The organism is Mesorhizobium sp. USDA 4775, from assembly GCF_054062655.1.
This window is the reverse complement of record NZ_JBSSFM010000001.1, coordinates 2,003,397-2,027,615: the sequence shown is the minus strand read 5'-3', so window position 1 is coordinate 2,027,615 and position 24,219 is coordinate 2,003,397. Positions and strand designations below refer to the sequence as shown.

20 protein-coding genes are annotated in these 24,219 nt (G+C 63.8%); 11 read left to right on the top strand and 9 right to left on the bottom strand.

Annotated elements, in window-relative coordinates; genetic code table 11:
* Positions 1 to 127: 127 nt before the first annotated feature.
* From aceA to ACVILI_RS09830, 3 genes are all read left to right on the top strand, one after another.
* The gene (gene aceA / locus ACVILI_RS09840; RefSeq protein ID WP_038644640.1) at positions 128 to 1,417 is read left to right on the top strand and encodes an isocitrate lyase; all 1,290 of its coding nucleotides are present in this window, start codon (positions 128 to 130) and stop codon (positions 1,415 to 1,417) included.
* A gap of 56 nt (positions 1,418 to 1,473) precedes the next feature.
* Positions 1,474 to 1,716: an SMc00767 family acetate metabolism repressor gene (locus ACVILI_RS09835; protein ID WP_006202762.1), complete on the top strand. Its 243-nt coding sequence runs from the start codon at positions 1,474 to 1,476 to the stop codon at positions 1,714 to 1,716.
* Between the two features lie 240 nt (positions 1,717 to 1,956).
* On the top strand, positions 1,957 to 2,400 hold the full coding sequence (locus tag ACVILI_RS09830; RefSeq protein WP_038644637.1) for an ANTAR domain-containing protein: 444 nt from the start codon (positions 1,957 to 1,959) through the stop codon (positions 2,398 to 2,400).
* Between the two features lie 88 nt (positions 2,401 to 2,488).
* Here ACVILI_RS09830 and ACVILI_RS09825 read toward each other — a convergent pair whose 3' ends face one another.
* A complete protein-coding gene (locus tag ACVILI_RS09825) occupies positions 2,489 to 3,205 on the bottom strand; it encodes an HAD family hydrolase (protein WP_038644635.1) in 717 nt (238 codons plus the stop codon).
* 143 nt (positions 3,206 to 3,348) lie between these two features.
* On the opposite strand from ACVILI_RS09825, the gene ACVILI_RS09820 reads away from it, so the two are divergent.
* The 4 genes from ACVILI_RS09820 to ACVILI_RS09805 all read left to right on the top strand — a co-directional run bounded on the left by ACVILI_RS09820 (position 3,349) and on the right by ACVILI_RS09805 (position 7,836).
* Complete coding sequence (locus tag ACVILI_RS09820) at positions 3,349 to 4,785, top strand: glutamine synthetase family protein (protein WP_019860333.1); 1,437 nt, start codon at positions 3,349 to 3,351, stop codon at positions 4,783 to 4,785.
* Positions 4,786 to 4,832: 47 nt separating this feature from the next.
* A complete protein-coding gene (locus ACVILI_RS09815) occupies positions 4,833 to 5,201 on the top strand; it encodes a four helix bundle protein (protein WP_038644632.1) in 369 nt (122 codons plus the stop codon).
* A 113-nt stretch (positions 5,202 to 5,314) separates the two neighbouring features.
* Positions 5,315 to 6,601 (top strand): NAD(P)/FAD-dependent oxidoreductase, encoded by a 1,287-nt coding sequence (locus ACVILI_RS09810; RefSeq protein ID WP_038644631.1) that lies wholly within the window; start codon positions 5,315 to 5,317, stop codon positions 6,599 to 6,601.
* Between the two features lie 359 nt (positions 6,602 to 6,960).
* The gene (locus tag ACVILI_RS09805) at positions 6,961 to 7,836 is read left to right on the top strand and encodes an SH3 domain-containing protein (protein ID WP_038652114.1); all 876 of its coding nucleotides are present in this window, start codon (positions 6,961 to 6,963) and stop codon (positions 7,834 to 7,836) included.
* 123 nt (positions 7,837 to 7,959) lie between these two features.
* On the opposite strand, the gene ACVILI_RS09800 is transcribed toward ACVILI_RS09805, so the two are convergent.
* Complete coding sequence (locus ACVILI_RS09800) at positions 7,960 to 8,706, bottom strand: SDR family oxidoreductase (protein WP_038644630.1); 747 nt, start codon at positions 8,704 to 8,706, stop codon at positions 7,960 to 7,962.
* Positions 8,707 to 9,015: 309 nt separating this feature from the next.
* Here ACVILI_RS09800 and zwf point away from each other — a divergent pair, with 309 nt between their 5' ends.
* From zwf to edd, 3 genes are all read left to right on the top strand, one after another.
* Entirely contained in the window at positions 9,016 to 10,485 is a 1,470-nt protein-coding gene (gene zwf / locus ACVILI_RS09795; RefSeq protein ID WP_019860336.1) for a glucose-6-phosphate dehydrogenase, read from the top strand.
* Positions 10,467 to 11,183: a 6-phosphogluconolactonase gene (pgl, locus tag ACVILI_RS09790; RefSeq protein WP_019860337.1), complete on the top strand. Its 717-nt coding sequence runs from the start codon at positions 10,467 to 10,469 to the stop codon at positions 11,181 to 11,183. The genes zwf and pgl overlap by 19 nt, the downstream gene beginning before the upstream one ends.
* Positions 11,184 to 11,255: 72 nt before the next feature.
* The gene (gene edd / locus ACVILI_RS09785; protein WP_038652111.1) at positions 11,256 to 13,079 is read left to right on the top strand and encodes a phosphogluconate dehydratase; all 1,824 of its coding nucleotides are present in this window, start codon (positions 11,256 to 11,258) and stop codon (positions 13,077 to 13,079) included.
* Positions 13,080 to 13,160: 81 nt separating this feature from the next.
* On the opposite strand, the gene ACVILI_RS09780 is transcribed toward edd, so the two are convergent.
* From ACVILI_RS09780 to ACVILI_RS09765, 4 genes are all read right to left on the bottom strand, one after another.
* Positions 13,161 to 14,807, bottom strand: a complete 1,647-nt coding sequence (locus tag ACVILI_RS09780; RefSeq protein WP_457102422.1) for a vWA domain-containing protein — start codon at positions 14,805 to 14,807, stop codon at positions 13,161 to 13,163.
* Between the two features lie 171 nt (positions 14,808 to 14,978).
* Entirely contained in the window at positions 14,979 to 15,977 is a 999-nt protein-coding gene (locus ACVILI_RS09775) for a GlxA family transcriptional regulator (protein WP_032920700.1), read from the bottom strand.
* Positions 15,978 to 16,005: 28 nt separating this feature from the next.
* On the bottom strand, positions 16,006 to 16,905 hold the full coding sequence (gene folD, locus ACVILI_RS09770; protein WP_038644621.1) for a bifunctional methylenetetrahydrofolate dehydrogenase/methenyltetrahydrofolate cyclohydrolase FolD: 900 nt from the start codon (positions 16,903 to 16,905) through the stop codon (positions 16,006 to 16,008).
* Between the two features lie 182 nt (positions 16,906 to 17,087).
* Positions 17,088 to 19,631 (bottom strand): GumC family protein, encoded by a 2,544-nt coding sequence (locus ACVILI_RS09765; protein WP_457102421.1) that lies wholly within the window; start codon positions 19,629 to 19,631, stop codon positions 17,088 to 17,090.
* Positions 19,632 to 19,830: 199 nt separating this feature from the next.
* Between ACVILI_RS09765 and ACVILI_RS09760 the strand changes: the two genes are divergently transcribed.
* Positions 19,831 to 21,126, top strand: a complete 1,296-nt coding sequence (locus ACVILI_RS09760; RefSeq protein WP_038644617.1) for a lipopolysaccharide biosynthesis protein — start codon at positions 19,831 to 19,833, stop codon at positions 21,124 to 21,126.
* 128 nt (positions 21,127 to 21,254) lie between these two features.
* Here the strand turns inward: ACVILI_RS09760 and ACVILI_RS09755 are convergent, their stop codons facing one another.
* From ACVILI_RS09755 to ACVILI_RS09745, 3 genes are read right to left on the bottom strand one after another with little or no spacing between them, the layout of a single operon-like run.
* A complete protein-coding gene (locus ACVILI_RS09755) occupies positions 21,255 to 22,178 on the bottom strand; it encodes a DUF6492 family protein (protein ID WP_038644615.1) in 924 nt (307 codons plus the stop codon).
* Positions 22,175 to 22,969 (bottom strand): WecB/TagA/CpsF family glycosyltransferase, encoded by a 795-nt coding sequence (locus ACVILI_RS09750; protein ID WP_019860344.1) that lies wholly within the window; start codon positions 22,967 to 22,969, stop codon positions 22,175 to 22,177. Before ACVILI_RS09750 ends, ACVILI_RS09755 begins: the two co-directional genes overlap by 4 nt.
* Complete coding sequence (locus ACVILI_RS09745) at positions 22,966 to 24,138, bottom strand: glycosyltransferase family 4 protein (RefSeq protein WP_038644613.1); 1,173 nt, start codon at positions 24,136 to 24,138, stop codon at positions 22,966 to 22,968. Before ACVILI_RS09745 ends, ACVILI_RS09750 begins: the two co-directional genes overlap by 4 nt.
* Positions 24,139 to 24,219: the final 81 nt, after the last annotated feature.

The window sequence follows — 24,219 nt, the reverse complement described above, 5'->3', positions numbered from 1 at the left end:
CCCTAATCTTCGGCCGTATCGGCTGATTTTTCTGGCTAATTTTGCGCCGCAATGTAAATTCAGTCACATCCCGATGCGCCAAAAGATTGGCGCGCGGACAAAATCCAGCAATCCTTCGGAGTGACTCATGACCGATTTTTACAATCTCGTTCCCTCGGCACCGGAAGGCCGCTTCGACGGCATCGAACGTCCCTATTCGCCAGAGGATGTGAAGCGGCTGCGCGGCTCGGTGCAGATCCGTCAGAGTCTCGCCGAAATGGGTGCCAACCGGCTGTGGAAGCTCATCCACGAGGAGGATTTCGTCAACGCGCTCGGCGCCATGTCCGGCAATCAGGCTATGCAGCAGGTGCGCGCCGGACTGAAGGCGATCTATTTGTCGGGCTGGCAGGTCGCCGCCGACGCCAACACCGCCTCGGCGATGTACCCCGACCAGTCGCTTTATCCGGCCAATGCCGCGCCGGAGCTGGTCAAGCGCATCAACCGGACGCTGCAGCGCGCCGACCAGATCGAGACCTCCGAGGGCAACGGGCTTTCGGTCGAGACCTGGTTCGCGCCGATTGTCGCCGACGCCGAAGCCGGCTTCGGCGGGCCGCTCAACGCCTTCGAGATCATGAAGGCGTTCATCGAAGCGGGCGCCGCCGGCGTTCACTACGAGGACCAGTTGGCGTCGGAAAAGAAGTGCGGCCATCTCGGCGGCAAGGTGCTGATCCCGACCGCCGCGCATATCCGCAACCTCAACGCCGCGCGCCTGGCAGCGGATGTGATGGGCACGCCGACCCTGGTCGTGGCACGCACCGACGCCGAAGCCGCGAAGCTTCTGACATCCGACATCGACGAGCGCGACCAGCCCTTCGTCGACTACGATGCCGGACGCACGGTGGAAGGCTTCTACCAGGTCAGGAACGGCATCGAGCCCTGCATCGCGCGGGCCATCGCCTACGCCCCCCACGCGGACCTGATCTGGTGCGAGACCTCGAAGCCGGACCTCGCACAGGCCAAAAAATTCGCCGAGGGCGTGCGCAAGCACCATCCGGGCAAGCTGCTCGCCTACAATTGCTCGCCCTCCTTCAACTGGAAGAAGAATCTTGACGACGCGACGATCGCCAAGTTCCAGAGGGAACTCGGCGCCATGGGCTACAAGTTCCAGTTCATCACGCTCGCCGGCTTCCACCAGCTCAACTACGGCATGTTCGAACTGGCGCGTGGTTACAAGGAACGGCAGATGGCGGCCTATTCCGAATTGCAGGAGGCCGAATTCGCGGCGGAAGCCAATGGCTACACCGCGACCAAGCACCAGCGCGAGGTCGGCACCGGCTATTTCGATGCCGTGTCGATGGCAATCACCGGCGGCAAGTCGTCGACCACCGCCATGCATGAATCGACCGAGCACGCACAGTTCAGGCCGGCCGCCGAATAGCGGATCAGAAACACCGAGGAAACGCCCAACAGGGCTTCACACACAGGAGAAGACCAATGGCATCGATAAGCCGCGTCAAGGAACGGGCAGAAGAACAATCGACCACGATGAGCGTCGACCAGCAGGCGACGATCCGCATGCTGGCCAACGATCTGCACAGGCTCAACCAGTCGGTGATGAAGGCGGTCGAGGCCGGCGTCTCGGTGGAGCTGGTGCGCTCGGCGAGGCACCATGGCGGCGACGGCAATTGGGGCGACCTTCTGATCCCGGTGATCGTCACACAACAGAGCCATGGCTGACCGGAAATCGTTGCAACCTGCCCTTCACCTGCGCAGCGTATGCGCAGGTGAATTTTATTTTTACGCAACCAATCCGTGGACAGGGCAGTACAGTACTGTTGCTTGACTCCACTATCGCAGGAGCGTTTTCGGAAGGCTTTTATTTCAACTTGACATGGGCTGCTATCTCACGCCAATTGTCGCCCAGATTCAACTCTGCATTGAAATAGGGGCGAGCTTCTTGGCCGACTTGGGTGCCCAGTGAGAAACGAGGGCGAGACCGCAAAACATCCGAATCTGGTGACCCAGGATTCAAGCACCGAGACGATACGCAGTCCCTCGCAAGTGCTTGTTGTCGGGAAATCGCCGATCAATCGCGTGGTGGTGTCGAAGATCGTCGAGCGATCCGGGCTCAAGCCAATCTCGGAATCGCCCGACATGGCGGCGAAGACCTTGCGGACACTCGTGCCAGGCGTGATCGTGCTGGATGGCGGCGCGGACAACAAGGACTGCGACATCCTGATGTCCGGCATCGAAACATTGCGACGGGCTTCGGGAAAATCGTTTCCTCCCGTGATCCTGCTTTCGACCAAGACCGGTACGCCGGAGAGCCTGGGCCTGTCGAACGTGATTGACGTCGTCGTCGCCAAGCCGATCACGCCCGAGCGGCTGCAACCGGTGATCGATCGCCTGATAAGCCGCTAAGCGCGTCACCTAGCGCGCTTCAGTCGTTGTTCCATGCATATCGTTCTCCCCAAACCGAGGTTACTTTTGGGCGACGTGCAGAGCGCGATCAACTCCCTCTGGCGATCGTTTGGACCAGTTCGGGCAATTGCCCGAGGTTGGATATCTGGCGAAACCGCGGCTCGGCGAGCGGCGCCTCGACATGCTCGAGCACCCAGGTGAGTTCGTGCGGCACATGAACGCCCCAACCGCCGGCCTCGATGGCCGGCACCACGTCAGACTTCAGCGAATTGCCGACCATCATGCTCTTTGCGGGGCCGTCACCGTGGCGACTGAAAAGGCGGGAATAGGTCGCGGCATTCTTGTCGCTGACGATCTCGACCGCGTCGAACAGGTCGCCGAGGCCGGACCCGGCCAGCTTGCGCTCCTGGTCGAAGAGGTCGCCCTTGGTGATCAGCACGAGGCGGTAGGCGCCGGCAAGTTTCTCCACTGTGTCGCGCACATGCGGCAAGACCTCGATCGGGTGGCTCAGCATCTCGCGGCCAGCCTCGAGGATCTCCGCTATGACCGAAGCCGGTACACGCCCGTCGGTGACCTCGATCGCCGTTTCGATCATCGACAGGGTGAACCCCTTGATGCCGAAGCCATAGACGGCAAGGTTGCGCCGCTCGGCCTCGAGCAATCGCGCCGAAATCTGTTTCTCCTCGCCATGATCGGCAAGCATGGTGGCGAAACGCTTCTCCGTCATGCGGAAGAACTGTTCGTTCTGCCAAAGCGTGTCGTCGGCGTCGAAGCCAATGGTCGTCAGTTCGTTGTTGTTTCGCATCGATGCCTTCCGGGCTGGGAGCCGTACGAACCTAGGCCGACCGACGTGATTTTCAACCGGAACGAGGAATGCCGGCGGCACCTCCCCTTCCCTTACACAGTGGGGCACGGCTATACTCGCAAATCCGCAACCCAATCTGGTGAATGATGCCGCCTGCAAAAAAGGAAGTCCGTCCGTCGAGCCGCGGAGGACGAGCGCGTACGCCTGCCTTCGTGAAAAACCTGCGCGGTGTGAAGAACTGGAAGGAAGTCAGCGACTGGCTGGAATGGCGCGGCATCGAGGACATCGAATGCATCACCCCTGATCAGGCGGGCGTGGCGCGCGGCAAGATGATGCCGTCGAAGAAATTCACCTCCAACACCTCGCTGGCGCTGCCTTCGGCCGTCTTCATGACGACGATTTCCGGAGGCTATCCCGAAGACGGCAACGGCTTCCACTATCCGGAAGACGACGGCGACCTCAAGCTGATGCCGGACCTGTCGACGCTGACAGTCGTGCCCTGGGAAGAAGACCCAACGGCCGCCGTCATCTGCGACCTCGTTCACCAGGACGGCCGCTCGGTCGAATTCACGCCGCGCAATGTGTTGAAGCGCGTGCTTGCCGCCTATGACAAGCTCGGGCTGAGGCCGGTGGTGGCGCCCGAGATCGAGTTCTACCTGGTGCGCAAGAACCCGGACCCGGACTATCCGCTCACCCCGCCCGTCGGTCGCTCGGGCCGTGCAATCGGCGGCGGCGCCGGCTATTCGATCGCCGGCGTCAACGAGTTCGACGAACTGATCGACGACATCTACCACTTCTCCGAAAGCCAGGGCCTCGAGATCGACACGCTCATCCATGAAGAGGGCGCCGGCCAGCTTGAGATCAATCTGCGCCACGGCGACCCGATCGAGCTCGCCGACCAGGTGTTCATGTTCAAGCGCACCATCCGCGAAGCCGCGCTCAAGCACGAGATCTACGCCACCTTCATGGCCAAGCCGATCCAGGGCCAGCCGGGTTCTGCCATGCATATCCACCAGTCGATCATCGACAAGAAGACTGGCAAGAACATCTTCTCGGCCGAGGACGGCTCGGAGACCGAGGCGTTCTTCCATTTCATCGGCGGCATGCAGAAACACGTGCCGAACGCGCTGGTGATGTTCGCGCCCTATGTCAATTCCTACCGGCGGCTGACGCAGGCGGCCTCGGCTCCGGTCAACAACAAATGGGGCTATGACAACCGCACCACGGCGTTCCGCGTGCCGCGTTCGGATCCGGCGGCGCGGCGTGTCGAAAACCGCATCCCGTCCTCCGATGCCAATCCCTACCTGGCGCTGGCGGCTTCGCTTGCCTGCGGGCTGATCGGCATCACCAGGAAGATCAAGGCCGAGCCGCCGGTGCTGACGACCGCCAATGCGGACGAGATCGACCTGCCGCGCAGTCTGCTCGAAGCCGTCGACCTGTTCGAGGGCGACGAGGAACTCTGCGCGCTGCTGGGCAAATCCTTCGCCGCCACCTATGCGGCGATCAAGCGGGCGGAATTCGAGACCTTCATGGAAGTGATCAGCCCGTGGGAGCGGGAGTATCTTCTGCTGAATGTTTAGGGGAATAGGGGAGTAAGGCAGTAGGGCAGTAGGGCAGTAGGGCAAGGATGGCGGCCAAGATTGAATCGTACAGAGATTTGATTGTCTGGCAGCAAGCTATGGATCTGGCGGTTTCGATCTACGAAACAGCCAGAGCCTGGCCAAAGGATGAGCGCTACGGGCTGACGGCTCAGGTACGTCGTGCAGCTACCTCCGTTCCCGCCAACATTGCCGAGGGTTGTGGGCGAGAAAGCCGAGCTTCATATCAGCAGTTTCTCAGAATTGCACAGGGATCTCTCAAAGAGTTGGAGACCCATCTGCTGATCGCGCAGCGCGTCGGAATCACCTCCCATCAGGCAACCGAACCATTGATGAACCGAAGTGAGAGCGTGGGAACGCTCTTGCGGCCTCTCATCCGCAAATTGTCCCCTGAATAGTTCTACCTACTGCCCTACTGCCCTACTGCCCTACTGCCCTACTGCCCTACTGCCCTACTGCCCTACTGCCCTACTGCCCTACTGCCCTACTGCCCTACTGCCCAGTGAGCACCATGCCTTACCAATCCCCCATTTCTCCCGGCCGCTCGTGGTATGAGGACACGGCCGGACCTAGACCAGAATATCCGGCACTCGATGGCGACCGGAGTTGCGATGTCGTCATCATCGGCGGCGGCTTTACCGGGCTGTCGGCGGCGGTCCATCTAGCCGAGGCGGGGACCAATGTCGTCTTGATCGAAGCCTATCGCTTCGGTGACGGCGCATCGGGTCGCAATGGCGGCCAGCTCGGCACCGGCCAGCGCGCCTGGGCAGAAGATCTGGAGGCCGAATACGGTCTGTCCCGCGCCAAGGCGCTGTTCGATCTCGCCGAAGAGGCGAAGGCGCATCTCATCGAATTCGCCGCCGCCAACCAGATCGATATCGACTACATGCCGGGTCAGCTCTCGGTGGCGCACAAGCCGCGCTATGTCGACGACTATAAGGCGCATGCCGAGATCATGGCCAGCCGTTTCTCCTATCCGCATATTTCCTTCATGGATAAGACCGAGACGGCGGAGCGGCTGGGTTCGACCGCCTATTTCGGCGGCACCCGCGACACCGGCACGGGCCATATCCATCCGATGAAGCTGGTGATCGGCACGGCGCGGGTGGCGGCGCATGCCGGCGCGCAGTTGTTCGAAGGGACGCCATCGACCGGCATCGTTTCCGCCGGCGGCAAGGTCAGGGTTTCCACGCCGAGAGGTACTGTGACGGCGCAGAAATGCCTGATCGCGGTCAACGCCTATGGCGGCACGCTCGAGCCGGTGAGTGCCGCGCACATCATGCCGATCGGCTCCTTCATCGGTGCGACCGTGCCTTTGGGGGCAGATTCGAAAGTGCTGCCCGGCGGCGAGTCCGTCGACGATTCCCGCTTTGTGGTGCGCTATTTCCGCAAATCGCGGGACGGCCGGTTGCTGTTCGGCGGACGCGAGGTCTACGGCGTCAACGACCCGAAGGACATCCACATCCATATCCGCCGCCAGATCGTGGAGCTCTATCCGGCGCTGAAAGACATCGAGATCACCCATGGCTGGGGCGGCTATGTCGGCATCACCGTGCCGAGGAAACCATTCGTGCGCGAAGTGATGCCCAATGTGATCTCGGCCGGGGGCTATTCCGGCCACGGTGTCATGCTGTCGAACTTCTTCGGCAAGCTCTATGCCGAAACCGTTGCCGGCAATCGCGACCGGCTGAAACTGATCGAGGATTTGAAAATTCCGCCATTTCCCGGCGGCCGCCGTTTCCGCACACCGTTGCTTTTCCTGGCGCTCAACTGGTTCGCGCTACGCGACCGGATCTAGGGGCATATTGGCCAGAAATGCCCCCCGGTTAGGGGAAACTATATAGGCCTGAAGTGAGTCGCATGAACCCGTTTCGACGCGACGCGCCTCGTGCTGGATCCAATCGCCATCACGATCTGATGTAATATTGTAATATTCATTGCCCTTGCGACACATTGCGGAAATGGCGGCAAAGGCGCAGAATCGCTTATAATGGCGTACTGATGCCACAATCGGGGGCGAAAGGTTCGCGCTTCTGGGCGACTATTCGGGGATTGCTGCGGGCTTGCCCGTGTTGATTTTTGGGACCGATGCCGATTAGACGCCGGACTTCCGGCAACGATCGAAAGAACATCGGCCCGCGTATGGAGGTGGCGAGAGTGAGAGAGCCCTTCAGTTTCGGTGTTCCGGAACGTCGGCGCTTTGCCATGCAGTTTGGATACGACATGCGGCCGTCCTTCTGGCAGGGAGTCCGTTCGAACTCGCATCTGGTGATTGCCGCGGTCGGCACCGCCGCACTGCTCGGCGTGGCCGCGGTGGCGCTCTGGCTGGCATTGCCGACGAGCGAGCGGCAAGCAGCCGCCAGCCAGGAACAGAGCATTCCGACCATTCCGGTGAAAACGACGAAGATCGTCCCAGCCGGAACCACGGTGGCCGCGGCGACCGTGCCACAGCCCGCCCGCAAGTCCGACCAGGTCTCACCGACGATGGCGGCGGCGAAAGCAACCATACAAACGCTAGCGGCCAATGATCCCCGCTGGACTGGAGCGCAGCCGAAGGCCGCTTCGGCGGCACCCGATCAGGCGGCTGCCCCCAGCCAGGCGGCCAATCAGGCTAAGCCGACGCCAGACAAGCCGGCCGCCGCGGCGGCATTCGCGCCATCGGCGACCGATACCGATGCCGCCAGCGAACTTGCCAAGGTTGCCGCGCCGGCACCAGCGGCAAGCAGCAATCCGGATGGAGCCAAGACCGCCGCGATCCCTGAAGTGCAGCCACAAGCGCCCGAACAGCAGCCGACGGCGAGTGATGATGGCAGCAAGGCCAAGGCCAAGCCACGCAAGGTGGCGGCGGCCGGCAACGGGCGCATCCTGAGACCGGTGACCATGCGCAGCGGCCCGAAGAAGAACGCAACCGCCATCGGCACTGTGCCGGCAAGAACCTCGGTGCAGGTGATGAACTGCAAGCAATGGTGCCAGATCGTCTACAACGGCAAGACCGGCTGGGTCTACAAGAGTTACATCAAGACCGGCGGCTGATGTACCGGCGCATTTGCGGCTGAGGCCGGACTCGCCACCGCACGATTTGCGCCCTGCCGCTACAAGTCAAACTTGAAGTCACAGGCTCGGTCGAACCGACCTGCGCCACAATGACGATGCGCTTCAGATGCAGCGGCCGCCATCGACCTCCAGCGCCACGCCGGTGATGAAGGCAGCTTCGTCCGACGCCAGCCAGAGTGCGGCATTGGCGATGTCGAGCGGCGTCGAAAGCCGGCCGAGCGGGATCGAGGCGCGGAAAGTCTCGCGAATCTGCGGCGTGTCGGCGCCCATGAATTTCTCCAGCATGCCGGTTTCGCCGGCGACCGGGCAGAGGCAATTGACGCGAATGTTCTTCGGCGCGAGTTCCACCGCCATCGACTTGGTGGCGGTGATCGCCCAACCTTTCGAGGCATTGTACCAGGTGAGGCCGGGCCGAGGCCTGAGGCCAGCGGTGGAGGCCGTGGTCAGGATGACGCCGCCACCTTGCCGCTCCATGATCGGCACCACGGCAAGGGCCGCGTGATAGATCGCCTTCATATTGACAGCGGTGATCAGGTCGAAGGTTTCCTCGTCGACCTTCAGCATGTCGCCGTTGCGGTGCGTGTAACCGGCATTGTTGACCATGATGTCGATGCGGCCGAAGGCGCTTTTGGCGGTATAGACCATCTCGTCGAATTCGGAGCGCAGCGAGACATCGGTCTGCGTCCAGATCGCCGCCTCGCCGATCTCGCCGGCGACGCGCTCCGCACCCTTGGCGTTAAGGTCGGCCACAACGACCCTGGCGCCTTCCTGCGCGAAGCGCTTGGCCATGCCTTCGCCGAAGCCTGATGCCGCGCCGGTGATGATGGCGACCTTGTTTTCCAGACGCATGCTTTTCCCGCTCATCGATGTCTTCCTGGAACCAATAGAGCGGCTGACCGGCGCGGCCGATGCCGCGACAGACAAGGCGCTATTTCTCCCTTAGCTTTCGTCACATTCACGTTCTATGCTGCAACTGCGAAAGCTTCCGGAGTCTTCGTTCACCGACAAGCCTCCGGTAAGCGCCAGTGTCAAGCGCACATGTGGATCCAATCAATATCCAGCGATTGGTCCTCGATGTGACACCATGGCACTGGAAAATTTAAATCGATTAGAATATATCAGCCGCGTACTCGCGACCGGCGTCAAAGCGGACAGACCATGACCAGCCAGATCATTCCCGTCGACCCTTTCGACTTCATCATTTTCGGCGGCACCGGCGACCTGTCGGAACGCAAGCTTCTGCCGTCGCTCTATTATCGCCAGCGCGACCACCAATTCTCCGAGCCGACACGCATCATCGGCACATCGCGCTCGAAAATGAGCGACGAGGAATTCCGGGCCTTCGCCAGCCAGGCGATCTCCGACCACGTCAAGCCGGCCGATATCGACGCCAAGGAGTTGAAGACCTTTCTGGCGCGGCTTTCCTATGTCTCGGCCGATGCGACGAGCGGCGCCGGCTTCGACAAGCTTAAGAAAGCGATCGGCGAGAGCGAGAGCATCCGCGCCTTCTATCTGGCGGTAGCGCCGGCGCTGTTCGGCGATATCTCGCACAAGCTCAAAGAGCACAAGCTGATCACGCCGAACTCGCGCATCGTGCTGGAGAAGCCGATCGGCCGCGACCTTGCCTCGGCGCAGGCGCTCAACGATCTGGTCGGCGACGACTTCCACGAAAGCCAGATCTTCCGCATCGACCACTATCTCGGCAAGGAGACGGTGCAGAACCTGATGGCGCTGCGCTTTGCCAACGCGCTTTACGAGCCGCTGTGGAATTCCGCGCATATCGACCACGTACAGATCACCGTCGCCGAGACCGTCGGCCTGGAAGACCGCGTCACCTACTACGACAAGGCCGGCGCGCTGCGCGACATGGTGCAGAACCACATGCTGCAGCTGCTCTGCCTCGTCGCCATGGAGGCGCCGTCGTCGATGGACGCCGACGCCGTGCGCGACGAGAAGCTCAAGGTGCTGCGGGCGCTGAAGCGCATCAACGGCAACGAGGCGCCGAAGCACACGGTGCGCGGCCAGTATCGCGCCGGTGCATCGGCCGGCGGGCCGGTAAAGGGCTATGTCGAGGAGCTCGGCAAGGACAGCAACACCGAAACCTTCGTGGCCATCAAGGCCGAGATCGGCACCTGGCGCTGGGCTGGCGTTCCGTTCTACCTCAGGACCGGCAAGCGGCTGGCGACCCGGGTTTCGGAAATCGTTATCGAGTTCAAGCCGATCCCGCATTCGATCTTCGGCGACAGCGCCGGGCCGATCTTCGCCAACCAACTGGTCATCCGGCTGCAGCCCGACGAGGGCGTCAAGCAGTTCATCATGATCAAGGATCCAGGCCCAGGCGGCATGCGGCTGCGCCAGATCTCGCTCGACATGAGCTTCGCGCAGTCCTTCGACGGCCGCGCGCCCGATGCCTATGAACGGCTGATCATGGACGTCATCCGCGGCAACCAGACGCTGTTCATGCGCCGCGACGAGGTCGAGGCGGCGTGGAAATGGATCGACCCGATCCAGAATGCCTGGGAAGGCGCCAAGCAGGAGGCGCAGGGCTATACGGCAGGCACATGGGGGCCGTCGGCCTCGATAGCGCTGATCGAACGTGACGGGCGGACATGGCACGAGAGCAATTGAACGGCGCCAGCTACAACTGGAACGCTTTCCCCGACCGTCCGCAACTGGCAGCGGCGCTGGCCGGCCGCGTGGCCGACCGGCTAACCAAGGCGATCGCCGTGCGCGGCACGGCCGTGCTGGCCGTCTCCGGCGGCACGACGCCGGCAAAATTCTTCGCCGCCCTCTCGGCGATGCCGATCGCCTGGGACAAGGTGATCGTGACGCTGGTCGACGAGCGTTTCGTGCCCGCCTCCTCGCCGCGCTCCAATGCCGGGCTGGTGGCCGCCAATCTCTTGCAGAACGCGGCCAAGGCGGCGCGCTTCGTGCCCCTCTACCATGAGGCATCGGGCATCGAGGATGCAGCGGCATCCGACGATGCGGCGCTGCGCTCCCTGCCCTGGCCGCTCGATGTCGTGGTGCTCGGCATGGGGCCGGACGGCCACACCGCCTCGTTCTTTCCCGATGCCGACGATCTGGCCAAGCTGCTCGACCCGGCCTCGGACCGGATCATCCTGCCGGTCCACGCGGCCAGTGCGGGCGAGCCGCGGCTCACCTTGACGCTGGCGCGCATCATCGATGCCGGCTTCATCGCGCTGCACATAGAGGGCGAGGACAAGCGCGCCGCCTTCGACGGCGCGGTCGCGCCCGGGCCGCGAAAGCCGATCCGCGCCGTGCTCGACGCCGCGCCCAGGCCCGTAGAGGTTTTCTGGGCGCCTTGATTTCTTATATTTAGTGGTCCCGGCAACGGCGGGAGGATGTTTCCGGGACCTCGCCTGAAAGGACCGACCGCCATGACCGCAAGACGCGACATCGAAGCCATCACGGAGCGCATCCGCCAACGTTCGAAGGCGGGCCGCGAGCGCTATCTCGGCCGTATCGCCGAAGCGTCGAACCAGACCGCCAACCGGTCGGTTCTATCCTGCGGCAACCTCGCCCACGGCTTTGCGGTGTGCAGCCCCTCGGAGAAGCTGGCGCTCGGCGCCGACAAGGTGCCCAATCTCGGCATCATCACCTCCTACAACGACATGCTGTCGGCGCATCAGCCCTTCGAAACCTTCCCTGCCCTGATCAAGGAGGCCGCGCGCGAGGCCGGCGGCATCGCCCAGGTGGCCGGTGGCGTGCCGGCGATGTGCGACGGCGTCACGCAGGGCCAGCCCGGCATGGAATTGTCGCTGTTCTCGCGCGACGTGATCGCCATGTCGGCGGCGGTCGGCCTGTCGCACAACATGTTCGACGCCGCCGTCTTTCTCGGCGTCTGCGACAAGATCGTACCGGGATTGGTGATCGCGGCGCTGACCTTCGGCCATCTGCCGGCGGTGTTCATCCCGGCCGGACCGATGACGACCGGGCTTCCCAACGACGAGAAGGCCAAGGTCCGCCAGCTTTATGCCGAGGGCAAGGCGGGGCGCGCCGAACTGCTGGAAGCCGAGTCCAAATCCTACCACGGGCCGGGCACCTGCACCTTCTACGGCACGGCGAACTCCAACCAGATGCTGATGGAGATCATGGGCCTGCACACGCCCGGCGCCTCCTTCGTCAATCCCGGCACGCCGTTGCGTGATGCGCTAACCCGCGAAGCGACGAAGCGGGCCCTCGCCATCACCGCGCTCGGCAATGCCTATACGCCGGTCGGGCGGATGATCGACGAGCGGTCCATCGTCAACGGCGTCGTCGGCCTGCATGCCACCGGCGGCTCGACCAATCATACCATCCACCTGATCGCCATGGCGGCGGCAGCCGGCATCGCACTGACCTGGCAGGATATTTCCGACCTCTCGGAAGCGGTGCCGCTTCTGGCCCGCGTCTATCCGAACGGGCTTGCCGACGTGAACCATTTCCATGCCGCCGGCGGGCTCGGCTTCCTGATCCGCGAACTGCTTGACGAAGGCGTGTTGCACGAGGATGTGCAGACGGTGTGGGGCGAAGGCCTGCGGCCCTATGCGGTCGAGGCAAAGCTCGGTGCCGACGGCTCTGTGGTGCGCGAGGCCTCGCCGCAGGCCAGCGGCGACGAAAAGGTGCTGGCGCCGTTCAGCAAGGCGTTCCAGCCGACAGGCGGCCTGAAAGTGCTGGCGGGTAATCTCGGCCATGCCGTCATCAAGACCTCCGCCGTCAAGCCGGAACGACGCCTCATCGAGGCGCCGGCCAAGGTGTTCGACAGCCAGCAGGGCCTGAACGATGCGTTCAAGGCCGGCACGCTCACCGGCGACTTCATCGCCGTCATCCGCTTCCAGGGTCCGAAGGCCAATGGCATGCCGGAACTGCACAAGCTGACCACCGTGCTCGGCATCCTGCAGGACCGAGGCCAGCGCGTCGCGCTGGTGACAGACGGGCGCATGTCGGGCGCTTCCGGCAAGGTCCCAGCGGCGATCCATGTGACGCCGGAAGCCGTCGAGGACGGGCCGATCGCCCGGATCCATGACGGCGACATCATCCGCCTCGACGCCGATGCCGGAACGCTGGAGGTGCTGGTGCCGGGAAACGAGTTCGCGATGCGCCGCACCGCCGAAGCCGACCTCATCGGCAACGAGTTCGGCTTCGGCCGCGAGCTTTTCGCCGGCTTCCGGCAGCTGGTGGGCCGTGCCGACCATGGCGCCAGCGCCTTCGGAACCGCCTGATATTCCTGGCTTCCAAAAGAAAAGGGCGGCCTTGAGCCGCCCTTTTTTGTTTGTCCTGCCGGATGCTACTCGACTTTGAGTTCACTCCGCTCGCCGGCCTTGACCGTGAAGGGCGTCTCCTTGTCGGCCTTGTCTGTGGTGAAGTTGGTCACGAGCACGTAGTCGCCCGCCGCCAGCGTGGACTGCATCTTTTCGCCATAGGCGTAGGTCACCTGCTTGCGTTCGCCCTGGATGTTCTTCTTGGCCTCGTAGATCTTGAAGCCATCCGCGCCTGGCGCGTCGACGGCCAGGACGCCCGCGTTCAGCGTCACGTTGACATCGGTCATCTGCCCGACCGTCACGCTGAAAGGCCTGTTCCGTGGACACGGCCTGCACGTCGACACCGATCACATAGTCGCCCGGAGGCAGATCGAACTGGCTGTCGGGGCCGTAGGCGTAAGTCACCTGATCGCGGCTGCCATCAAGCTTCTTGGCCGCCTTGTACACCTTCCAACCCACATCGGTTTCGGCCTTCTCGCCGCCCTTTGTGTAGAAGGCGTTTGCCTTGGCCTTGCCGACGCCGACGATCATGTCCTTGTCGACGACCTGGCCGGCGGCAAGCTGCATGGTTTCGCTTGCCTCGCCGGCTCCCAGCTTCACGGTGACCTTGGTCTCGCCGGCCGGAACGACGAACTTGACCTCGCCATAGTTGCTGTCCGACGTGCCGCCGGGATAGGCGATGCTGATCTGCGCATTGCGGTCGACATCGGCGCCTGGCGCCGGCCGGGCGTGGATGGAGAGCTCGGCGGCGTTTAGATTGAGCGAAAGCTCTGTTGCCTTGTCCGCCGTCAGCGTGACCTTCTGCTCGGCCTTGGCGCCGCCGCTCGAGGCGACGACGATGTAGTTGCCAGCGGGAACGTGGAATTTGACAGCATTGTAGCCGTCATTGACATGGTCTCCACCGACACCTTTGGCATCGTCCGGAAAGACTTCATAGTAGACGTCGATCTTCGGCACCTCGCCGCCCTCTTTCAAGAACGCTTGCGGGATGAGGTTGTAGTCGACCTCGGCGGCTTTCGGCGCAGGCGCCGGTGCGGGAGCCGGTTCAGGCGCGGGTGCCGGCGCCGGGGCAGCGACGGTTTCGACCAAGGCTTCCTGCAACGCCTTCTCATCGGAGGCCTGGATGTATTTGCCGCCGGTGTTTTCAGCCAGGCACGCGATCTGCTTGCCCTCGTCGGCTGTCAATCCGAAGCCGACGACATCGGCGGTGAAGTCGACGCCGGATGCCTTGAGTTCCTTGCCCAGTGCACAGGGGTCGCCGCCGCAGGTTTCGAGCCCATCGGTGATCAGGACGACGGTTGCCTTGTCCTCGGTGTATTTCAGCGCTTCCGCCGCCTGCTTGACGGCCGCCGTCAACGGCGTCTTGCCAAGGAATTTCAGACTGTCGGCGGCATCCGTGATGGCGCTTGCCGAGCCTGCCTGAGGCGGCACGATCAGCTGAATGTCCTCGCAGCTGCCTTTTTCGCGATGGCCGTAGGCCATGAAGCCGATCTCGTCGTCGGCGGGAACCGATTGAAGCACGGTCCTCAGAGATTCCCTGGCGATTTCGAGCTTGGGCTTGCCGTCGATCTGCGCCCACATCGAGCCGGAAGCATCAAGAATGATGATGACCTTGTTTGCGGCAAAGCCGAACGTCGTCATCGACAAAAGGAGGATCGCCGCAGCGAAGCTCCGCGCAAATACCGCCATCGAAATCTCCTGAGTTAGCCCCCTAATCCGCACAGGGAAGCTATTTGAGGCGGCGTTAGGACACAAGCCCGGCGCGGCCGTGTCGCTCAGGCCTCTGGGCGGGGAAAAAAGCGTTCATGCGGCAGGATCGCCCGAGCAGCAGGCGTCTTGGAGCCAGACCGAAGCCCCGGCTCAGTAGGTGGTGCGGCGCTCTTCCGAAGGCGGCCTGCCGAACTGCAGCCGGTAGCTCTGGGCGAAATAGGAGTGCGAGGTGAAGCCGGTCGCGATCGCCACGTCGAGGATCGGCATGTTGGTCTGGCGCAGCAATTCGCGCGCCCGCTCCAGCCGCAACCGCATGTAGTAGCGGCCCGGCGTGACGTTGAGGTGGCGCAGGAACAGACGCTCGACCTGGCGCACCGAAAGGCCGGCCGATTTGGCGAGTTGCACCGCCGAGAGCGGCTCGTCGAGATGGTCGGCCATCAGCTCGACGATGCGCCTCAGCTTCTCCGACTTGCCGGTCAGATCGCGTTCCGGCCCGACGCGCTGGCGGTCGCCGGCCGAGCGGATGCGCTCGTGCTGGAACTGGTTGGCGACGCCATTGGCGAGGTTCGAGCCGAAATCGCCGCGCACGATCTCCAGCATCAAATCGATCGAGGTCGTGCCGCCGGCGCAGGTGTAGCGCTTGCGGTCGATCTCGAAGACATTGCCGGTGCAGTTGATGTCGGGGAAGCGCTCCATGAAGCCGGCGCGGTTTTCCCAATGGATGGTGCAGCGGTAACCGTCGAGCTGGCCGGCCTCGGCCAATAGGTAGGACCCGACCGACAGTGCTCCGAGCGCGTTGCCGCGCCGGCCCCAGCTGCGCAACGCCGCCAGAACCTTGCTCTTGCCGGGAAATTCGGTTGTCAGCCCTACCGAAACGAAGAGGATGTCGACCGGCGGCAGGTCGGCGACGGCATAGTCGATCTTGAGAGGCAGGCCGTTGGACGCCATCACCGGATCGCCATCGGCCGACACCGTGGTCCAGCCATAGAAATCGCGGCCGAGCAGACGGTTCGCCGACCGGAACGTGTCGATCGCCGCGGCCAACGAGAACATGGAAAACTTGTCGACCAGCAGGAAGGCGAACTGCCGGCCACCTTGAACGGGATCAGTCGTGACCGGCCGTTCCGGGGAAATGGTGGGGTTCGGCAAAACTGGCGCTTTCAGGGTCAACCCGGGCTCAGAAAGAGGGCCGCTTCAATCCGGCCGCAAGGTAGGCAGAAGCTAACGTATTGGCCATCAGCATGGCAATGGTCATCGGCCCGACACCGCCGGGCACCGGCGTGATGGCGCCGGCTTGCTTGGCCGCCTCGGCATAGGCGACATCGCCGACGAGGCGCGACTTGCCCTCGCCCTTCTCCGGCGCGGGAATGCGGTTGATACCGACATCGATGACGGTGGCGCCCGGCTTCACCCAATCCCCCTTGATCATTTCCGGCCGGCCGACGGCGGCGACCAGGATGTCTGCCGTGCGGGCAAGCGCCGGCAGGTCCTTGGTGCGGCTGTGGGCGATGGTGACGGTGCAGTTGGCGGCAAGCAGCAGATTGGCCATCGGCTTGCCGACAATGTTGGAGCGGCCGACGACGACGGCGTTGAGGCCGGACAGGTCCTTGCCGCGCACGCGCTCGATCAGAAGCATAGAGCCGGCCGGCGTGCAGGGAACGAAGGCCGTGTCGAGCTCGCCCGTGCCGAGCTTGCCGACATTGATGAAATGGAAGCCGTCGACATCCTTCTGAGGCGCAATCGCCTGGATGATCTTGCCGGCGTCGATATGGGCGGGCAGCGGCAGCTGCACCAGGATGCCGTTGATGGCCGGATCGGCGTTGAGGTCAGCGATGATCTTGAGCAACGCCTCTTGGGAAGTCTCGGCCGGCAGCGTGTGCTGGAGCGAATGAAAGCCGCATTCCTTGGCCGTGCGCGACTTGGAAGCGACATAGACCTGGCTGGCCGGATCCTCGCCGACGATGACCACGGCCAGACCAGGCTTGGCGTTGCCCTTGGCGACCAGCTCGGCGGTCAACGCCTTGACCGTCCGCACCACATCCTCGGCAACGCTCTTTCCGTCAATCACTTCGGCCATGAACCATCCTCAACCCTGTTTCGCGCAACGCCGCTTTCGAGACGCGATGTCCCGGCGCCGGCAACATGCAGTGCGGCATTGTCACGAAAATTCCGGCACGCAATCCCGTCAAAGCGCCGTCCAATGCCGTTTACGCGAAAACCGGGAGGGTTTTATTCGGCCTCGGTGATGTATCTTGTGGCTCAGAAGTAGCGGCGGCGGGCGCGGCTCTCGGTGAGTTCGCGGACCGCCTCGCGGAATTCGCGCAGGCTGGCACGAATTTCCTCGATCGGCGCCTGTTCGGCGCCTTCCTCAACCGGCGAAGGCTCCACCGATGGCTGCGGTGGATAGGCCGGTGGCTGCGGCGGCGCGGGCTGCGGCGGATACGGCATGTGCCCGGCATAGGGCGCCATGGCTTGGGTATAGGGGTAACCTGCAGGCGGCGGCGCCTGCCAGGGCTGCATCGAGCCGGCCTGTAATGCAGGGGGCGGCGGAGCCGGATAGATCGGCAGTGGCGGCATCAGGGGCGACCGTGACGGCGGTCCCATCGGCTGGGAATAGGTGGCATCGAAGCCTGGCGGGAAAGGCGGCCGCGAGTAGTCCGACGACCGCGGCATGAAGGCGGCATCCGGATTCGGGAAGCCGGAGGGCATAGCAGCATCCGCCGGCCGCGCCTTGTCGCCAAAGGCGGCGAATCCGCTGTCATCGTCCGCCTCAGTGGATGGCTTGCGGGACAGAGCATTGCGCAATTTCGCCATGAGCGCGGCGACCCGCCCGGGCCGCTTGGCGGGAGCGGCTTCGGCCTGTGCCAAGGGCGGTGGCGGTGCTGGTGGCGGGGGTGGCACCGGCGGCACGGGCGCTGCCGGCATTGGCGACGCGGGCGGCGGTGCTGCCCGGAATGCCTGGTCTTCGACAGGCGCCTTGCGGTCGCGGCACGAGCGCGATGTGGCGGTCTTGCGCAGGCTTTCATAGGCGCCGCGCATGGCACCGAGACCAACACCGGAGGCAAAGCCCAGGAACAGGCCGGCAAGCGCCATCACGACCCGCGATGGACCGTTCGGCTCGAGCGGAATGGAGGGCGGCGAGATGACGGTCATATTGGCGGTATTGATACCCTTCTGCTCGCCAATCTCCTTGGCGCGCAGAAGATATTGTTCATAGACCGAGCGCTTGGCCGCGGCGTCGCGTTCCAGTTCGCGCATCGAGACCAGGTCGCTGTTGACGTCGCCGCTTCGGACCTTCATCTGCGCCAGTTGGGACGAAAGGTCCTGTTGGACCTGGATCGAGCGTTTCAGGTCAACCTGCAGCGACGAGGCGATGCGGCTGAGTTCCGCGGCAATGCGATCGCGTGCGCCGGCCAGCTGCGCGTTGAGCGCCTGGAGTTCGGGATGGCGCGGACCCAGCCGGACCGCGGCACGATCGGCCTCCTGCTTGAGCGTGGCATATTGCGCGCGCAGATCGCTCATCGTGTTGGAATTGATTTCTTCCGGCAAAGTACCGCCAAGCACCGAATTGACATTGATCGAGCGGGCGGAGGCAGCGCGGGCGTTCAGTTCCGCCGTACGCGCGCGAGCAACCGACAGTTGCTCGTTGACCTTGAGCATCTGATCATCGCTGATCAGGTGGCCCTGCGCGTCGACAAGGTCGTGCGTGGCCCTGAAATCCTCGACCTTGCGCTCGGCCGCCTCGACGCTTTTGCGCATCTCCTCGAGTTTTGCCGTCAATTCGTTGTTGGCCCGGCCGGCGGTGAGGGATTGAAATTCACCCGAGGTCTGCAGAAAGACATCCGTCATCGTTTCCGCGATGCGCGCCGATTTCTGGGCGTTCTGGGTGGTGACGCCGATCATGATCGTGGAGGTCTTGCCCGCGCGCTCGACCGAAAGGCTTTCAGCCAGATTGCCGACGGCAAGGGACAGGCGACGCGGTTCATCGGCACCGCCTGGTCCGTCGTGGCGCAACAGGATCGAGCGGATCAGTGACATGGCGCCCAGGCCGCCCGAGCCTTGGCCATTGAACTCCGGATCGTCGGCGAGATTGAGCTTGTTGACGACCTTGCCCAGCACCGTGCCCGAGGTCAGCAACCTGATCTGGTTTTCGACATTGACGAGTGTCGCGTCAGGAACAACCGCCATCTGGGTGAGGTCACGGTCCGAAAGTTTCAGGTCGCGCGGATCGACGACCAATTCGGTCATCGATTCGTATTTCTTCGGTGTCGACAGCGCGATCGCGATGCCGAGCCCGGCACCGATCAGGGTGGTGGTGATGATCAGCAGTTTCGACCTGGCAATGCCACGCACGACCTGCATCGGATCGATCAGCGGCTTCCACTGTTGATCGTCCCTGCGATCGTCAAAGGATGCATTGGCCTCGCCTGCCTGGCGGGATCCGGCCGTGTCATGCGAGCGAGTGCTGCCGGAAGGTTCTTCAGCGGACTGCCTTGAATCCGGCATGGCCGGCTGCAGATTGTCGGCGTCCTCTTGCGAGCGCCAGGCGTCGTCTTGTGCAGCCGCTTCCCGCTCTGGCCGCAAGCGTTCTGTTCCGGCGGCGGCGGACGGCGTTGGGTTCGTCCGCGCTTCGCGCCGTGAACGGGCAAGGCGATGGCGCGTGGCGGCATCCTCGCGCCATGCCGAATCCGCGCGATCGCCTATCGAGACCAGGGATGCGTCGTCCTCACCGCGCATGGCCTGGCCGAGCGCCAGCAACGAACGCTCGCGCCTCCAGTCTTCACGGTTTTCCCTGTCGACCATTGTCTTGGAGCTTCACTCTTTGGCCGCTGGGCAGCGGCGGTCGGCTATTCGTTAAGCCACGCTAAACAAGCATAGGAAACAAAAGGTTAATTTCGGCAGGCCGGCGTGTAAGCTTTCCATAACCTCAAGTGCCGGAATTTCAGCGCCTTCGGGCCTCAGAACGGCACGTTAAGCTTTCCCGCCTATGGCTTCCCGGCACATGACCGAAGCTCGCGGCATACCGCAAAGGCGCACTTTCGCCCGGATCGGCACTTTCGTGGCCGAGCGACGGGGGCTGGTGCGCGACTATTTTTCGGCGATCAGCGGCGCCGGCGGGCGACTGGTGTTTTCGCTGGCCTATTTCATCGCCCTTGCCAACACTTTGTCGATCTCCGAATTCGGTATGTTCGCCACCGCTTCGGCGGCCGGCGTGATGCTGTCGCGGATCCTGGCCTTCGGTTTCATCTCGGCGCTCTACCGCACCGCCACCATCCGCCCCAATCTGATCGGCACCTTCACGGCCGGCTTCCTGCTGCTCGGCGTCGTTTCGCTGCCGCTCCTGACGCTGGCCTCGTTCGGGGTCTACCTGATCTTCTTCGCCGGCACCGTGCCGCTGTCGGTGTTTTCGGCGATCGTGTTTGCCGAAGCGCTGTTGTGGCGGCCGGTCGAGGTGGCGCTGATCGTCAACAACGGGTTGGGCAAGTTCGGCCGCGCTGCGATCCTGGCGATCATGGCGACGGCACTGCGGGCGCTTGGCGCGGTGCTGTTCATGGTCTCGGCGCAACACAGCATCTGGGCTTGGTCGTGGTTCTATATCGGCGCCAACGCCGCCTCGCTGGTTCTGGCTTTCGGCTGGTTCTATCCGCGCCAAAGACTGCGGCTGCGCATCGAGCTCTATCTCAGGCGGCTTGCCGATTCCATCTACGTCGCCGGCGCGGAAGTGTTGTTCTACCTGCAATCGGAATTCGACAAGCTGCTGGTGCTGGCGATCGGCGGCCCGCATCTGGCCGGCATCTATGCCATCATCATGCGGCTGGTCGACCTGACCGCGATCCCGATCCGCACCTTCTCGATGATGCTGGTACAACGCATGATGCGCGCGCCGGACCTGTTGTCGCGGCTGGCGGTCAAGAGCGGCATAGAAGGCGGCGTGTTCCTGGTTTCGACGCTGGCGCTGCTGGCGCTCGGCATCGTGCTGCATTTCTTCCCCAACGCCCTCGGCAGGAACGTCTCCGAGGCCGCGCCGCTGGTGGCGCTGGCAATCTGCGTTCCGGGATTGCGCAATCTGGTCGAATACCAGGCGGAGCTTCTGTTCGCGCGCGGCCAGACGGCGGTGCGGGCGCTCAATCTCGGCTTGTTAGCCGCCCTGAAGGCGCTGCTTTTGACCTATGTGCTAACCACCATCACCGATACGTCAACGCTGGTGCTGTCGCTCAACATCGTCTTCCTGCTGCTCTATCTCGCCTCGATGCTGCTGACCTATTCGGCGCTGCGCAGGCCGGCGAAAGCGATCTGAATTCAGGTGAGGCCGGCCTGCAAACAGCGGCTCCCTGCGCTTCCGGTGCTCACGTACAGTAGTACGCTCCGCTCCGGTTCTCGGAAGCCACTGTTTTCGGCTCGTCCTGACCTGAATTCCTGCTCAGCCTAACCCAGCCCGATCAGACGACGGATGCGGCCGATATCGGTGCCGATGAAGGATTGCATGCCGATCGCCACCTGCTGCGGCGCCATGCCGGCAACGAAGCGGCGAAACTCGTCGTCCGATAAGGCCTCTCCCGTCCAGTGGACGCGGCAGAATTCCTCAGAACCGTGGAAGTGGCCGGCACCGTCCTGCAGATCGTCGACATAGCGACCATAGATCATGCATTCGGAGAATCTGCGCGCCGAGCCGACCACCTCGACCCAGGCGCGGCCATGGGCCTCCTCGATCTGGCCGCACATGGCAAGCACGGTGTCGCGGCGCCAGGCGATCAGCGTCGAGATATAGTCGTGGGCCGACGCGCGCGACGGGTCGATGCCGAGCGCGGAACCCGCATTGCGCGACCAGATGCGATGCTCGTCGTGACCGTCATCGGCAAGCACGCCGTCGCGGCGGAACAGCCGCGCCTTGCCGTCGCGCCAGAAGGCGCCGCAGTCGAAGGCCTTCAGGAAAGCGACGTCGGAATCGCAGAAGACCAGAACGTCTTCCCGGGCATGCGCCGCGATGGCAATGCGGCGCAGCTGCTGCACGTGCCAGCCACGCAGCGGCTGCGTCTTCAGGCTGAACCAGACACGCCGGCGGAACAGGCTAAGCGGATCGTCGAAAGCGCGCAGCCAGCGCGGCAGCAGGTCACGCTCGTCGACAACTGTGCGCCGGTTGGTCTCCAGCTGCCGGAAAAGCGCGACGTCGCGGTGTTCGACCAGGATGTAGTGGTGCGCGGCGCCGGAAACATGCCGGTCAAGCGTTTCGCACAACATGCGGCAGCGCTCGAAATCCGGCGCGTAGCTCGCCGTCACCACCGCCGCCGTCGGCGTCTCCGGCAACAGGCCCGGGCCGACGAGAGCGTCTGGAACGAACCTTTTGTTCAACGGAGCTCTCCGGCCGTTTCGGCGCCGCGCGACCATCTCTGCTTGACGACCCGCCACAGGAACACCGGATTGCCGACGACGTAGCGGCGCCAGAGCCGGCCCGGCTCGACCGCCAGCCGGAACAGCCATTCCAGGCGCATGCGGCGCATCCACAGCGGCGCGCGGGGCACCGAGCCACTCAGGAAATCGAGCAGTGCGCCGACCGCGACCGGCATCGTGCAGTGGCGTTCGTCGATGTGGCGGGCGATCCACAGTTCCTGGCGGGGCACGCCCATGGCGACCAGCAGCATATCGGGCCGCAGCGCCGCGATCCGGCCAATGATCTCCGGCTCCTGCGCGGCGGAGAAATAGCCGTCATGAATGACCACGAAATTGTGCTGCACGGCAAGGGCCGCGAGCTTGACCGACGCCGCCTCGGCGTTGACACGCGTCGCGCCAAGCAGGCCGACGGTCAGCGGCCGCGTCGAGGCCTGCAGGAAGGCCGGCACGAAATCGGTGCCGTTAAGATTGTCCGGAAAGGGCGCGCCATAGAGAAGCTGCGCGGCGAGATCGACGCCGATGCCGTCCGGCAGGATGAGGAAATCGTCGAGCGCCTCGGCGAAGACCGGGTCTGAATAGGCGATGTTGGCATTGTGGGCGTTGAGGAAACTGACCTTGGTGAAGCGCCGCTCGGCAATCAGGCGGGCAAGCAGGGCGATGGCATCGTCCCAGCGGATGGCGAGCACGGAGATGCCGAGGATCCTCTTCAAGCTGTCGAGCCCGAAGGCCGCGCGGGCGGTGTGCATATTCATGCAAACACCTCCTGCCTGACGGCCCCGAGTTTTTCCAAGCCATGCCGGATGGCGACATCCAGCGCCTTGACCTGCCGATGACGGAACGCGCCGCCATCGACGTCCCTGATATCGGCGGCCGCGGCCTCCAGGGCCCTGGCGAAGCCGGCCGGATCGTCGGTGACGACGCAATTGTCGGGGCGATGGTCGATGCCGCGCAATGAGCGGCTGGTGGCGACCGAAGGCAGGCCGAGTTCGAAGGTCTCGATGGTCTTCAGCTGCACGCCGCTGCCGGCGGTGCTGATCAGCGGGACGACGGCCGCGCCGCACACGAACGCCCTGGCATCCGGGACACGGCCGACAAACTCGACGCCCGGATGCGCCGAGGTGACGCCCGAAGGCACGTGGCCGGCGATGCGGATGCGGAAATCGGGCCGCAGTTGCGGCACCACCTTGCCCAGGAACCAGTCAAGGCCAATGCGGTTCGGCTGCCAGGTCCAGGTGCCTATGAGGGCAGCGTCGCATTCAATCCGGCGCGGGCCGTTCCGGGTTGGCGCCTCGGCGCCGGTCACCAGCGGCAGCACCGCCGATCGGTCGGCGGCGGCGACACCGAGTGCCGCCCGGTCTTCCTCGGCCAGCGTGAAGACATAGCGTGCGCGGCGGCAGAGACGCTCTTCCACGACCTTGAGCAGCCTTGCCTCGCGGCGGAACAGCAGGCGCTGGAAGGGGCCGGCGGCAGCAGCCGCGTTCTCCCGCGCCGAGAGATGCTCGACATTGTGGGCGACGAAGATCGAAGGCTTGTCTTCAAAGAGCTTTTCGAAGGCGCCGGCGAACTGGACGGAATTCAGCACATAGCCATCGAACGGCCCGGCCTGTTCGAGAGCGGCCTGCACTTCGTGCTCGGATACCGCACGCAGCTTGACCGAGGCGAAGGTAAGGCCCGACAGCATCGCCTTGCCGACCCAAGCGAGCTTTTGCGGCGCCGAGGCGCTTTCCGTGCGCACGTCGATCGCACCCAGCACAACGGTGTTTTCCGGGTCGGCCGCGGCCTTCCCGGGCCAGGTGAAACCGATGACCGTGACGCGCGCGCCGGCCCGCCGCAACGCAGCGATGATCGCAGCATTGGCGATCTCGTAGCCCGAGGCGAGAGCGCCGTCGGGCACGATCGATGTGGCGAACAGCAGATGCATCTCACCTATCCTGTGGTGTAGCCGGTAGCAAAGCGCGGTGAACCCTTGATTAAGCGAGCACAATCAACGGCCGAAAGCCCC